Genomic DNA, 14,303 nt, shown 5'->3' on the forward strand with positions numbered 1-14,303 from the left:
AAATTTGAGTAGTTAATTTTCAGAGTCCGTAGGCTATCAGCAATGTATCCAGGTAATAGTCTGCCAGATCAACCGTAATGTTGAAAGCGTTGAATGATCCAATGCCCACGAAGTCGTTCCAGCCCTGCCCCAGGTAGCCGCTTCCGACCATGCCGGGGTACGGCTGCACGTAGTCCACCATGTAGTACGCCGGAAGGCCGAATTCATAACCGTAGCCCAGTTCATACAGTGCTGGCTGTATCCAGCCGAAGTATCCAACCTCACCATTAGGAGTAAGGAACCCAGATTCTATGTCGGCGAATATACCGGCTGATATGGGCGTTGCGAAGCTGGTACCACCGGCTACCCCGAAGAAGTCCCTGTACGCGAAGACCATTTTGGCTGCAGGCATGGCTATATCAGGCTGCCCACGGTTTGTGAACGTAGATGGGACCACTATCAGCTCCGAGCTCTGGTAGGTTGGCCTGGCGAAGAAGAAGCTATTGCCGCCTCCGGAACCAACTGGGCCGCCGTACCAGCTGTATTCAGGCTGGTACCATCCAAACTGCCCGGTTATGTATCCGGTCTGGTTCAGCACAGGATATATACCGCCAACGGACACTATGTACTCTGACGCCATCACCGTCAGGTAGTATATGCTGTGGCTGTCCGCGGATCCTAGGAATATGGTGGTGCCTTCGGCTGCGGCCTGCAGGCCTATGAGGTTGTATATCTGTGCAAAGCCTGTGTCATGGTGGAACTGAAGCTCTGCCCAGCTTCCGGATATTATCTGCGGGTGTATGACGTTCAGCATGTAGTAGAGCTCTAGGTTTATGGCATTGTCGCCTATTCCCGTCAGGTTGAACGGCTGCATCACATCGTATATGGTGGCGTTCGGTGCCATGGCTCCGGACCACTCAACGTCGAGATCTGCCTCAACGCCCTCAGGATACGGGTTCATGCCGTTCGGAGTGAGGTTCACGAACACGACCTGCGGGTGGTGTATCCCATACTGATCCCAGAACATGGATATTGCGCTCATGTTAGCGGATTCGCCCACACCGAGTATACCTATCTTCACGCCCTTGCCGGTAAAGCCAAGCTGTTCGAGGCCAGTTACGTTATAGAACTGTGCCAGATGAACGGGCGTCAGGATGTTGCTGGATCCGTTCAGGTTCTGGTCTGTGAGCGTTGAAATCCCGGACACCTCCGTCTTCAGATCCTGCCTGTTCTGCGTGCTCAGCAATGCTTCGCTTGAATAGCTCAGCCCGTAGACATGCATGATGAGGCCGGAGAACTGGGCAGGTATGTACGGATTCGCCGTGTTCGTCATGAAGACAGCGCCGCTGCCGCCTGGATATGTGAACTCAAAGTTGAACAGCATGGTTCCGAACGCCCTTTCGAACATGCCCACTGTTCCCTGGAGTACGATTACCAGTGGCGTATATGCGTATGACCATACCCTGAAGCCCATGGCCGAATAGTATGATTCCACCTGGGATATCTGTGACTGCGACGGATAGTACGATGCCATGAACTCCTGCGGTGTCAGGTAATCGTGGAAGTACGGGCTCATAGGAGAGTTCACTAGGGCAACGAACTGTTCCAGCTGGCTCAGGTTCGTCATATTCAGATACAGCGTTACGTTTATCACGTTGTCCGGGTTGGCTGGCCCGAGGTTAAGGAGGTACTGCTGGAACTCAGGAGCGGTCATCATGTAGGGTACGTTACCGGAGAGCATCACCGAATTTGGCGGCTGGAGATCTATCACGTTCAGAGGCTCGTAATCACCGCCATACTCTATCATTCCGCTGTCGTTGTAGGGTATGTTGCCGTTGAAGTTGTACCAGAAGTTTCCACCCTGGTAATCGCCGCCAACAATGCTGCCTGTCAGCTGTAAGCCGTCAAACATGCGAACGGCTGTGGCTGGCATCTTCGAGACGTTCCACATGTTAATGTATACTGCCGGAGATCCGCTGTATATGCTGTACGATGGACTGATGGCTGTTAGCTCAGTTGCGAAGAAGTTGTTGTATATTGTGTTGTTGGACGAGAATACCGCGAGGCCAAGCGGACTGCCCCACAGGTTCCATGCCTGCTCAAGCTGGGTATTGGCAAGCAGAGGCGAGTTGAGGAAGTAGTTGCCCCATACTGTGTTGTTCATGCCTCCGTAGATCAGCACGGACGAATCCATGGACATGAACGTGTTCGAAGCTATCAGCGAATCTGATGTGTTCCAGAATACAACGTTTGCAAGGGGCTCTCCGCTGTCGAAGGATGTGAACCATCCTGTTACTTCGCTCCCGTACAGTATGAAGTGAGATGAGTTGAATATCCAGTACCCCAGATAGTTGTAGGGTACAAGGCCTTCAAAGACAGCGTAACCGGCAAATATGCCCTGGTAAAGTACCGGAAATGTTGGCATCTGGGAGGCCATGGTGTAGGCAGACGTGTTGATCAGCATGACTCCCGCGAACTGCGGGAAGGAGTAGTCGTTTATCTCGCCGAACAGCGGGCTTATGTAACCGTATTCGTTGTTGAAGAGCATATACGGGTTAGATGCCGTCCCGCTGCCGGATGAAGATATGTTGGCGATCTGGTTGTTGTTCATGGCCATCAGTGGGGTGTACACGCCGGCCGCCATATCCAACGGCAGAACGAAGGTGTTGGATGAAGTGAGCATCTGCGCCTGTGCGCGGTGATCGCTCAACAGCGCCAGTCCGGCATACTGCCCAGCCGGGAGCCAGAAATCGTATGAACCGGACATGGTCAGCGGAACATATCCGGCCTGGCTGTAGTTTATAACGTCACCAGGGCTGACAAAGAGGAAGGCATTGCTGGGCATAACGCTGCCCGTGAACTGCTCCATGGTGGTAACGGAGGAAACATTCCACATACCGTAGAGCAGGGAAGGCCCTGTGTTGAGCAGGACCTGATCCATTGAATTCCAGGCTATGGCGGTTCCCACGGATGTCTCTCCGGTATCCGTGCCGAAGTCAAATGCACTGGGTACGTTCACATAGGACTGCACCGTCATCGCTGCAGGAGGCTTGCCGGATGCATGTTGCGATCCGGGTGGTGGCGGAGGCGGAGGAGGTGGTGGTGGAGGCGTTGGATGCATCATCGGATTGGCTGCAGGTATGTATTTGAGATCCATCATTCCGTTTATATCCGTCACCGTTGTGGTGGATCCGCCTCCAGGCCCGCCTATCATTATCTCGGCGTCATAGAGGAGGCCCAGTGGCGTGAGCTGCGTTCCACTAACTCTGAAGTAGGATGGCGGTGCCTTATAGGCCGGAGGCATTCCATAGGTAGAGTTGAACGTGACCCTGTCGTACGTTCCACTAACGCCAAGAGTCGGTATTGAATAATTGAAGTAGAAAACGTTGTTCCCATTGATCTCCGATGTATTCAGGTATAGCGTCAGGGTGAATGGTGGTGGAAGGTAGAATGTGGGCCCAAGTGCTATGTGAACTCCCGAGTACGGATATAAAAGACCCGTGGAATTGAGTATTGCGTTGCTGGACATGACAGCAGTGGGGCTGCTGAAGTTCCATATATTGTCAACGAAGCTGATTTCGTGTGTTCTCACAGAATAGCTCGCAACGTTCTGTGTCCAAAAGGTGTACGAGGAATTGCCGAAAAGTGTCGTGTTTGCAGTTACCGTGTTGAGCTGAAAAGTCATAGAGGATGGGGCATCATCTGCGAGATTGAATACGCTGAGGTTCGTTATGTTGATAGTTGCGGCAAAGCTGGACGCATAATAGTTGCTGCCAACGAGCTGGCCGGAGATATTCTCAAGCCCGAAAAATCCTATGCCCATTGGCGCAGGCGACTGTGTATAGAGAGGCTGAACGGTTCCATTCTGATACAGGAAGCGGTGATCTTTGGCCGGCAGGAAAAGGTAATTGTTCACCGGCTTCAACACGCTGGTCTGCGTTTCGTAAACAGGCTTGCTGCTGGCCTTCAGGCCGGTATCCTTCTGTATGGATGGCGTCGACGCGCTGTTGAAGGCAAAATTGATGCCTAGAAAACCGATCACTGCAATGACTGCTATCAATATCGTTATGAACATAATTTTTCTATTGTACATCAGTTGAATTCATGCGAAATCCAATTAAAATATGATGAAAAATTAGTATGTAAATAAGATCAACATACGCGGGACAACAAATTCTGCAAAGTATAAACAATAAGGCCTCAAAGAGATCTCATTGTGACGCTTCAAACAGCCCCTTTTCATTGGACCAGCAAATTTCTGTGAGGAAATCTGTCAGGCCAGGAACCTGTGCTGTACCGGTCTTGAACCTTGCAACATCGGGCGCTTTTCACTATATTTTAAATGCTTTCTGAACTGCGGATTTTATACTTAGGAGCCAGTGTATTTGCTAATTTCAATCTCTCTGTTAGGGCACCCTTCCATTATTCAAGATCTTGTATTCCTGTCGGACATGGAACAGTTTAGTATGACGTTGTCATTTACACAGAGCGATGAAGATAATAATAGAACCAGATGACGGCATAAAGCCAGTACTAGATTCAATCAGGAGATCACGGAAATTCCTGTATGCAAATTTCTATATGATAGACAATAAGGATATTCTTAAAACTATGCAGGATCTCCAAAAGAGGGGTGTGGATGTGCGGGTCATATACGATGGCCGCCCGTACGGTGAAGCCAATGTGTCTGGAGAATCGAATGTAATTAAGGATTACGGATTGAACTACAAGATGGCACCGAAGAGGTTCGACTCGCCGGGCGTCTTCGACCACGCGAAGTATTTTGTCAGCGATAAGATAGCATTCATTGGCACAGCAAATGCATCCGATGCCTCATTCACAAAAAATAGGGAATACATGTACGTCACAAAAGATAGGCGAATGAGGAAAGCTCTGAAGAGCATATTCATGGCTGACTGGAACAACACTGATGACAGCAAGGTAAGGAGGACAAGTCAAATTGTTCTTTCCCCTGGATCTGAGAGAACAATATGCTATCTCATATCGAAAGCGAAGTTCATTGAAACCGAGGAAATGGGTGATGATCCCGCTGTTTTTGCGGCTTTGAAGAAGAGAAGACGACTCAAGATGATACTGCCGTCGTCGGTCAGCGCTGAGGACAGGCAGCGTCTCATCGAGTTATCAAAAGCCGGGGTCAGAGTCAGGATCATGCCGGTAAATACGAACTACATGCACGCGAAGATGATATACGGAGACCGGGTTTTCATTGGTTCCGAGAACTTCAGTGCTACATCATTGAATAGAAACAGGGAGGTTGGAATAGTCTTTGACGACTTCATTGCCAAGATCAGGATCAGGAGGTCGTTCAGAAAGGACTGGAAGAGATCCACCAGGATCTGAATGCATGCATAGTTAAGATCGATCTTCCGGCATCTATATGTATTGCCAGATTGGGTCCTCCCACAGATCGTATTCTTCATGAACTTCCTTGACGGGCCTGTCCTTTATCTTTCCCTGCTTCTTAAGGTCGTGATACTTCGTCATCAGTTCGCTGTACTGCATTCTGGAGTTTTCATCGAATTTCTCCCTGACCTTCTTCCTTTCCTCCGGATGCAGTTCACTCAGCTTCTTCGACTGGAACAGAATGCGAAAGTACTTCTGACCGTACAGATCGACCAGAAAGATGTTGTACTTTATGTCCAAGTCCGGAAAATCCGATGCCGTCACTCCGGCTAATGCCTGCACAAGCGATTCGTCCAGGCCATTAATGGTCTGAAACGCTATCTCCAAACCCTTCTGCATAGCTTAGCCAACTAAATCATTGATAATATAGCTTGTCATCATTGGAATAGTTTGGTATGAAGTATAAGTATATCAACGCTATATTTCAATATGAGATATGCGTTCCACTTAAGATTAAAGGAGGGAAGCGAGGAGGAATACACAAGAAGGCATAAGAACGTATGGCCGGAAATGTTGGATCTTCTTAAGAGGGCCGGTATCAGAAACTACTCAATTTTCATTGACGGAACTGACGTGTTTGGTTATTGGGAATGCGATAATCCATCTGCCACACTGTCGGCAATAAACAATAGCGAGATAAATTCAAAATGGCAGACCTTTATGAGCGACATAATAATTACACCTCCAGCAGAGAGAACTGGGACAGGTATGGACGAAGTCTTTTACCTGCCATGAATTTTAGATAAAAATTCAAAGACCAAATTCTAGATAAAAACGATCCAATTCATCAATTAGACGCCAGGAGAGATGAGGGCTTGGATCCCTGCTCGTGTATCGTGTTATGACGCCTCTTTTCATGAGAAGATATTTTTCTATTTCCACGAACTCTGACATGTGATGAACTTCAAATTTTAAGAATCTGGTTAGCGTATCCCACATACTGAAATTTTGATAAAACATGCTCTTGATGACTATATCTGGTATAGCAGACCCTATTATGCTCCCATTGGATCCAGCCTTAATCTCTTTTGGGATATTGATGCCTAGATATCCTCCATAGATCTTTGCATCTTGATAAGTTTTCCGAATAGTCCTGATTTTCTTCAAGGAATTTCTTCCTTCTATTTTGAATCCATACAATACATTGGATTGAACATAATTCTTCCAGAATTTCAGTGATGGCAGATGATCCTCAGGTAATTCAGTGTCCTGAAAAATAACTGGTTGGTCTACTTTTTCGAGCAATTTCCTCAGAAAAGATTCAACAAATTTTCTTCCATATCTGTAAAATGGCACATAAGCAGGTGGTGAGACAACAACAGCGTCAGCGTCAGACTTTTTTGCCAATCTGGACAGCTCAATCATGGCATTCAACGAATTATCGTTTATGCCGACTATCAATTTTCCCTTCCAGTTGGATGAATGCCTGATTAAATCTATTATTTCACCTTTTTCTGACAATGAAAGTCTATAATACTCACCTCCAAAAAGAAGCACAGCAATTGAATGGATACCTATTCTTTCCAGAAAACGAGGAATTTGAGCTGTTTCTTCATAATTTATAGTCTGATCGTTATTAAATACTGTGGGACAGGCAGCCATTATGTCAAAATTTCCCGGCAGGCTCATTAGGGAGTAACCAATTAACAAAATATAAATGAAGAAGAAGACCAGTCCGTCACAAAATATGATACATCGAAAATTGTAGTCCGTAGACTAGCTTCAGCATTTAGATTTTAGGGATCTGTTCTCGCAGAGACATATGGGACGAATCCTTATGGCTGTAAGATGCTCTGACGAATATGAGATATAATGGTTTTCATCAACCCCATTAGGCATGGCGAGGATATATTATTTAATCGGACAGGTATGATATGTTCTTTAAATATGTATAAACCGATAGCATATACATGGGTGATAAATCAAATCCAATAGAATTGTTAGATAATGCCAATCTTACAGGCACACACGTATCTTGGACATTGATAGCGTCGCTTGGGGATTTCTTGGATGCCGGTATGTTTGCAGGTACCGGTATAACATTATCCGCAATACTCGCCTATTTGCATATAACATCGACTCTACTGGCAGGATTTCCAGCCCTGATCACGCTTCTCGGGACAGCGTTCGGCGCATTAGTCTTCGGGCCCTTAGGAGATAAGTACGGAAGAAAATTCATCTATCAGGTAGATATGATTGTGTATGCAGTTGCTGCCATCCTTCTGGCTTTCTCATTCAACTTTATCTGGGCTATGGTATTTTATGCCATAATAGGTATATCAGTGGGTGCAGATGTTCCAACGTCTTGGTCTTTGATATCTGAGTTTGCTCCTAAAAGTGGTAGGGGTAAATTGATGACGTATACAAACATAATGTGGTACGTGGGGGTTCTAGTTGAACTTGCGATAGCTATAGCGATATACAACACCGGAATCACGCTGTTCAGAACCATTTGGATAATGCTTGGCATCATAGCCATAATTGCCTGGGCTTTAAGGCGCAGATTGACAGAATCTCCAAGATTTGATGTATTAAAGGGTCGTTATGAGGATCTTCACAGTGCCACAAAAATTCTCGGAAGCGCACAGGAGGCTACAATTTCAGCCTCTACAGCACCTAAATACAAAGAATATCGCTATGGAGAACTCTTCACCAAATATGGGGGGCCATTACTATTCGCCTGGTTCCTATACCTGATGTGGGGTATACCTGCCTCAACTTACGGGGAGTTCTTCCCATACATCTTCAGTTCACTACATCTGGTATCGACGAGGGTTGTCTTCGCTTTTGAAGCAATATATTTTGGCAGTGCGATCGTTCCAGGCCTGCTTATATACTATTTCCTCACCGACAAGGTTGGTGTGGGCAGGTATCCGCTGTATCTCACAAGTGCAGCTATGTCAGCCGTATCATTCCTGCTGCTTGTCTATAAACCTTTCCTCTATAATGTACCGGTGCTCCTCATTTCATTCCTGCTATTCGGTATAGGTCAGGGTCTAGGTGTGTGGCCAATAACTAGGCTATATTCGCTGGAGCATTTTCCGACCAGTATAAGAAATTCAGGGCAGGGTTTCATCTGGTTCACTATGAGATTCGAAGGTGCTATATTTGGACTCTTCACTCCTCTTATCGTAAAGGCAAGTGTCACCTACATCGGATGGATAGCGGGAATATTCTTCCTTGTTGCATTCATAGTCGTCGGTGTAATGGGCGTAGTTGCACCGGGTTACGTGAGGACAGAATCAAAATCCCTGGAACAAACTGCTGGCGAATAGAGGTGTTATAAATGCTCGACTTCAAAGGCAAAAACGCTGTGATAACCGGTGGATCTCGGGGCATAGGTAGAGCGATCGCGTTGGGACTTGCTAAGCAAGGAGCGAACATACTTATAAGCTACGCCTCTCACGATTCCGAAGCAGACGAGGTTCTGGAAACTGCCAGCAAATATGGCGTGAAAGCGCATAAGGTAAAGGTCGATCAGAGCGATCCATATGAGAGCATAAGATTTGCTGAGAAAGCTATAGAAACATTTGGCAAGGTGCATATATTGGTTGATAACGCCGGCATATGCCCATTTGAGGATTTCTTCAGAATCAGCGTTGATTTGTTCGAAAAAGTATGGAAAGTCAATGTTGAAAGTCATTATTTCATCACACAACGCATTGCGAAAAATATGATCGAGAACAAAATAAACGGAAGGATACTCCTTATAAGTTCCATCAGTGCGCACGTTGGTGGCGAATTTCAAACGCATTATACCACAACAAAATCTGCGCTTAACGGCTTCATGCACTCGATTGCAATCGTGCTTGGAAAATATGGAATACTTGTTAATAGCCTTGAACCCGGAACAATACTCACAGACATAAACAAGGAGGATCTTTCAAACCAGGAAAAAAGAGCGTATATGGAACGCCGTACAGTCGTGGGGAGGCTGGGATTGCCAGAGGACATGGTCGCACCTGCTCTGTTTCTCCTCTCAGATGATAATACATACGTAACCGGTACAGAACTGCTGGCAGATGGCGGAATGCTTATAAATCTTCAATAAAGATTTTTCATAATAAATATTTTAACAAAATTAGAACCATGTTATTTTGATTAGCAAATATTAAATAATCTTAAAATATACTTAATCATGATACTTAAGTATGCTCCACTCAATCTTGACCAAAAATTCTCATTAGTCTATTTCCGCATGACGCATGATAACTGCTGGAGCAAAATAACTGAGAAACACGATGTTATGATACATACATTGAAGCTCCTTCCGAATAAGGACAGGGATATTATATACGGTCTTTTTGAACTCAAAGTAAAGGGAAAGCGTACTTTACGGGATTTCCTAAGAGATCTTAACAGGTCCGGCACTATCAGAAAATTGGGTGGCCTAAGCATAAGCGAGCTCAAATCAAACATATATATAATTGATCTTTACGAAACCTACAGCGGGATGATTCAGGGAAAACTGAATGACTATAACAGCATATTTGATTTCGACCTTGTGAAATATGGCGTTGAGGAAAAGTACGCTGTAATCCCTTCTGAAAACGTGAATGAACTCAAAAATGAATTACAGTCAATGGGCCAACTTTTTGATTTCAGAGCTAAGTATTTCCCAAATTTCTATGAAGTCCTGACACCTTATTTTAATTTCACGCCAATAGAGATGCAGATCATAATCGAGGCATATAATCTGGGATATTACGATATCCCGAGGAGAGCCGGAATTAGAGAGATAGCGGAATATTTCGGCCTTTCAAAGTCTACCGTGCAGGAATATATCAGAAACGCAGAATCTAAGACCATGTCCAATATGAAACTTTTCAGAATGCTGAATGAGCTTAAGAGACTGTGATTGCATCACATCATATCCATATCATCTGAGACATTTAACCCAATTTTTTCACCGGACGTCTTCTGAATTTTACATAGACCTACGGAATGAAAGAATTACCATGGAGACTTATCGAAAATGCTACTCAGATCCTCATGGAAAAACAAAACAGAATGGCCTCATTTTCCTGCATGGCGTTAATGGAGTTGAGCCGATAAACCGGACGGTTCTGATTATACCTTTTTATCTACATTAAAAATAAGTAACAGGCGATACAAACGAAAGCACTAATATGGACAAATATCAAGAAGATGGATATTGACGAGAGGCCGTTGGAGGAACCTCAACCCGGATGGGTTACTGTCAGAGTGAACTATGCTGGAATATGCGGATCTGAACTATCCGCATTCGTAGGACAGAACGAACTTAGAAAGCCCCCTTCAATAATGGGACACGAATTCACTGGAAAGGTCGTGAAAGTTGGCTCCTCGTCGGATTCCAATCTTTTGGGGAAGAACGTTGCTGTAAATCCACTGGTAACATGCGGTAAATGCAGATACTGCAAAACTGGAAACAGACAGCTATGCCCGGAAAGAAAGCTAATAGGTGTTGATTATCCTGGTGGATTTGAGGAATATGTCAACGTTCCAAGCTACTCCTGCTATGAAATAACTGAAAAGCCAGAAGGCTCGCTTGCCGAACCACTTGCAACGGCGTTCAGAGCCATAAATCATGCGAAGCCTGAAATGGATGACCGTGCGCTGGTGATAGGCGCAGGCACGATAGGTCTGCTTTCTGCTAAATTGCTTGAACTGTATGGTACGGTGGAGAGGGTGGTTACGGATATAAACGATTACAGGCTCGAACATGCGCTTCATTGGGGGGCGACCAGAACAATCAACAATAAGAAAGAAAAGAGCATTCCAAAGGATTTTGACATAGTGATAGATGCTGTTGGCACTCAGGAGACCAGGACTATGGCAATCAATTCAATTGCCCGAGGTGGGCGAGTTGTATTCGTTGGATTGCATGAGCCGAATGCGGAGATGCCTGTAAATTTATGATAAGAAGCGAGATCGAGACGCATGGATCATTCTGTTATTCTGATGACGATTTCAGAAGATCAGTTGATCTTATAAACCGCGGTTTCCTCGACATAAGTGAGAAATGGTACGACATAAGACCTCTTGAAACCGGTGAAGAATCGTTCAATGAAGAGCTATCTCCTGAATCTAGATACTCAAAGATCATACTCAAGCCGTGAAGGTGAGCATTTGAAAATACTAAATTTTCTTGATAAGGATGGTCCAGCTGGTGGTGTTCTCTTAGGAGATACGTTATATCCATTCGCAGAATTATCAAAGATAAGCGACGTATTCAAGTCCTTTCAAATCACGGATGATGTCATCGCATCCAATGCGGATCAGAATGACATAGACATGATCGTTGAAGAAAGCAAAAGCAAACTCAGAGGCAGACCAATTGCAACCACTAAAATACTTGCACCAGTACTCAGGTCAGGAAAAATACTCTGCATAGGGGTAAATTATATGGAGCATGCGAAGGAATCAAGACAGAAAGTGATGGAACATCCAACAATTTTCTGCAAATTTCAAGACAGCATCATAGGAAATATGGATGATATAACAGTTCCGAAAGATGCAAAGCAGATTGATTATGAGGGAGAACTCGTGGTAATAATTGGCCGTAGCAGTGGGACAGCAGAGAGCAGCATTTTCGGATATACGATTGGCAATGATGTTTCTGCCAGAGATCTGCAGTTCAGAACCAGCCAATGGTTATTGGGCAAAGCTCTGCCAACGTTTGCCCCCATCGGTCCGGTTATCGTCGGAAAGAACGAACTTGGATTTGCCAGGGATCTTCAGATAATAACAAGGGTAAACGGAACGGTAAGACAGAATGGCAACACATCAGACATGATCTTTGATGTACGCGCAATAGTTGATTATCTATCCGGGTATTTCAACTTAGGACCAGGCGACATAATATTTACAGGAACACCTGAAGGTGTGATTCTCGGCCTTCCGGAAAATGAACGCGTATGGTTAAAGCATGGCGATGTCATAGATGTATCCATAACCGGTATAGGCACACTGACCAACCGAATAAACTGAAAAATATTTTATTTTATATATAGATCGTCGATAGCTGGATCGTACGCCGGCAATAACTTGCCGATTTTTTCTATTTTTTCGTACGCAGATAGACATTCATAAATGTTTTCAGCGATGCCTATGGGTATTCTATTCCTTACGTTTTCTGCTTTGAATGAGGCGTCTGTGAATACATAAGTGCCATCCTTCGCATTTATTGCGAACGCAACTGAAGATCTATGGTGGCATCCTACAGGTATAGCCCTTATTCCCGGAACGAGTTCCGTCTCGCCATCATAGAAAATTATGTTTTTCCATCCTTCGCCATAGACAAAATCAAATATATTTTTTGGAATGAAAAGGTCGCGATTGTGAAAGTATGCGTATGCTGGTGCTGCGATATCCTTGATCCAGCCATCTCTAAATATGAATATCTTTGATTTTCTGAATTCATTGAGCCTACCGATCGTGTAATCCTGAACTGGAGTTAATGCCACGTAATCAATGTCATCTGGTGTAAAACCGGCCTTGCGCAGCATCTCTATAGAATCTTCCGATCGGAAAATAGCGCGATCACCAGCGAATTTTTTCATTTCCTGGTTTCTCAAAGTAAGATCAAGGGGCATACCGGTGTTTATGAGGAATGATCGGTCATCATTGTATGCCAGCACCATATGAAATGAAAGACGTTCCCAGGTCCAAAAGTCTTTCATCCAATAAACTTCTGCGCCCGGAACTTCCGATTCCCCAACCTTGAATACCCTGACAGAATAGGAATCATTCGAAGTCATATCTTATCCCGAATCCAGGATCATCGTTGAGTACAAACCTAGCACCAGTCGCCCTCGGCACGTTAACTATATGCTGTTCCATCCAGTCCCTGTACCTTGTCAGATATTCCGCCATTGGTGTTATTGCTTCAGGTTCCGATATTATGAAATGCAAATTGTATATGTTCCCTGCGTGGGGAATGATTTGAGCACCGTATGATTCTGCTAATCCCGCGATCTTCTTCATGGGAGTTATCCCACCGACCCAGGTTGCATCAGGTTGCAATATCGTCACTCCGGCATCCAACAGACGCTTGAAGTCGAAGACATGATAGTGATGTTCTCCAGCAGATATGGGTATCTCTACCTTCTTCGTTAGGCGGCTGTACCCTTCAAAATCGTCAGGCAACAGGGGTTCTTCGATCCACGCGAGATCATATTTTTCTAAGGCCCTTATCATTTTGTATGCGAAATTGTAGTTTAGAGACATCCAGAAGTCACCGGCGAGATTCACCGAATATCCTACGACGTCTCTAATTATTTTCACAAGATGCAGGTTCTTCTCGACGGCGTATGGATCAGAGGGTGAAGCTATGAACCTCATCTTCATATCTGTATAGCCCTCTTCAAGGTAATGCTTAGCTTCAGCCTCCAGATTCTCATCTTTGTCTGGATGAAGATGACTTGCATAGGCCCTAATTTGCTTTCTTGTGGACCCGCCTATGAGTCTATAGACGGGGATTCCAAGTTCCTTCGAATATGCATCGTACATCAGAAGATTTACGGCGCTAATAGCATGAAGCGCCAGGCCAGATCGTCCGTTGGGGAGTGTTATCCTATAAAGGAAATCCCATGCCTTGCTTATCTCTGACACATCGAATAAATTCACGTATTTGCTTATGCCCTCAAGATATTTCCAGACTGGCTCTGTTACTGAAATATAACTTCTTATACCATCCTCTGTTTCCATCTTTACGAACACGATCTTCGTTATCATTGCCGCCTCAGCCGGTGAAACCTCCCCTATCATGTCCTTGTAGTAGTCGGTAGGCTTGGTATATGGAAATACCTGTTGTGTAACATTCTCCTCTGATATTTTTTCGAGCGATTTTATCTTGCTCATGGAAGAAATAATCGTATTTCACAAAATAAGATTGTTACCGTACTTGTCCAAGGTAA

At 45.0% G+C, this 14,303-nt stretch carries 13 protein-coding genes; 8 read left to right on the plus strand and 5 right to left on the minus strand.

The genetic code is table 11. The features are described from left to right. Positions 1-19: 19 nt before the first annotated feature. Positions 20-4,072 (minus strand): thermopsin family protease, encoded by a 4,053-nt coding sequence (locus TA_RS03810; RefSeq protein ID WP_010901156.1) that lies wholly within the window; start codon positions 4,070-4,072, stop codon positions 20-22. 398 nt (positions 4,073-4,470) lie between these two features. Here TA_RS03810 and TA_RS03815 point away from each other — a divergent pair, with 398 nt between their 5' ends. Continuing rightward, positions 4,471-5,340: a phospholipase D-like domain-containing protein gene (locus TA_RS03815; RefSeq protein ID WP_010901157.1), complete on the plus strand. Its 870-nt coding sequence runs from the start codon at positions 4,471-4,473 to the stop codon at positions 5,338-5,340. A 33-nt stretch (positions 5,341-5,373) separates the two neighbouring features. Here TA_RS03815 and TA_RS03820 read toward each other — a convergent pair whose 3' ends face one another. Beyond that, the gene (locus TA_RS03820; RefSeq protein ID WP_010901158.1) at positions 5,374-5,742 is read right to left on the minus strand and encodes a DUF2004 domain-containing protein; all 369 of its coding nucleotides are present in this window, start codon (positions 5,740-5,742) and stop codon (positions 5,374-5,376) included. Positions 5,743-5,832: 90 nt separating this feature from the next. Between TA_RS03820 and TA_RS03825 the strand changes: the two genes are divergently transcribed. Continuing rightward, complete coding sequence (locus tag TA_RS03825) at positions 5,833-6,138, plus strand: L-rhamnose mutarotase (protein WP_010901159.1); 306 nt, start codon at positions 5,833-5,835, stop codon at positions 6,136-6,138. Positions 6,139-6,153: 15 nt separating this feature from the next. Here TA_RS03825 and TA_RS03830 read toward each other — a convergent pair whose 3' ends face one another. Next, positions 6,154-7,032 (minus strand): dihydrodipicolinate synthase family protein, encoded by an 879-nt coding sequence (locus TA_RS03830; protein WP_010901160.1) that lies wholly within the window; start codon positions 7,030-7,032, stop codon positions 6,154-6,156. A 281-nt stretch (positions 7,033-7,313) separates the two neighbouring features. On the opposite strand from TA_RS03830, the gene TA_RS03835 reads away from it, so the two are divergent. From TA_RS03835 to TA_RS03855, 6 genes are all read left to right on the plus strand, one after another. Continuing rightward, the gene (locus TA_RS03835) at positions 7,314-8,678 is read left to right on the plus strand and encodes an MFS transporter (protein ID WP_048161758.1); all 1,365 of its coding nucleotides are present in this window, start codon (positions 7,314-7,316) and stop codon (positions 8,676-8,678) included. A gap of 11 nt (positions 8,679-8,689) precedes the next feature. Next, the gene (gene rhaD, locus TA_RS03840) at positions 8,690-9,454 is read left to right on the plus strand and encodes an L-rhamnose 1-dehydrogenase (RefSeq protein ID WP_048161762.1); all 765 of its coding nucleotides are present in this window, start codon (positions 8,690-8,692) and stop codon (positions 9,452-9,454) included. Positions 9,455-9,541: 87 nt separating this feature from the next. Next, positions 9,542-10,261 carry a helix-turn-helix domain-containing protein gene (locus TA_RS03845; protein WP_010901163.1) on the plus strand — a complete coding sequence of 240 codons (720 nt, stop codon included), beginning with the start codon at positions 9,542-9,544 and terminating at the stop codon, positions 10,259-10,261. Between the two features lie 290 nt (positions 10,262-10,551). Beyond that, a complete protein-coding gene (locus tag TA_RS03850) occupies positions 10,552-11,304 on the plus strand; it encodes an alcohol dehydrogenase catalytic domain-containing protein (protein WP_010901164.1) in 753 nt (250 codons plus the stop codon). Next, on the plus strand, positions 11,301-11,504 hold the full coding sequence (locus TA_RS08250; RefSeq protein ID WP_052295724.1) for a hypothetical protein: 204 nt from the start codon (positions 11,301-11,303) through the stop codon (positions 11,502-11,504). The genes TA_RS03850 and TA_RS08250 overlap by 4 nt, the downstream gene beginning before the upstream one ends. Positions 11,505-11,514: 10 nt before the next feature. Then, on the plus strand, positions 11,515-12,375 hold the full coding sequence (locus tag TA_RS03855; protein WP_048161765.1) for a fumarylacetoacetate hydrolase family protein: 861 nt from the start codon (positions 11,515-11,517) through the stop codon (positions 12,373-12,375). Positions 12,376-12,383: 8 nt separating this feature from the next. Here the strand turns inward: TA_RS03855 and TA_RS03860 are convergent, their stop codons facing one another. Beyond that, entirely contained in the window at positions 12,384-13,145 is a 762-nt protein-coding gene (locus TA_RS03860) for an MBL fold metallo-hydrolase (protein ID WP_048161767.1), read from the minus strand. Then, on the minus strand, positions 13,132-14,247 hold the full coding sequence (locus tag TA_RS03865; protein WP_010901167.1) for an L-rhamnonate dehydratase: 1,116 nt from the start codon (positions 14,245-14,247) through the stop codon (positions 13,132-13,134). The genes TA_RS03860 and TA_RS03865 overlap by 14 nt, the downstream gene beginning before the upstream one ends. Positions 14,248-14,303 lie beyond the last annotated feature (56 nt).

The organism is Thermoplasma acidophilum DSM 1728, from assembly GCF_000195915.1.
Classification (GTDB): domain Archaea; phylum Thermoplasmatota; class Thermoplasmata; order Thermoplasmatales; family Thermoplasmataceae; genus Thermoplasma; species Thermoplasma acidophilum.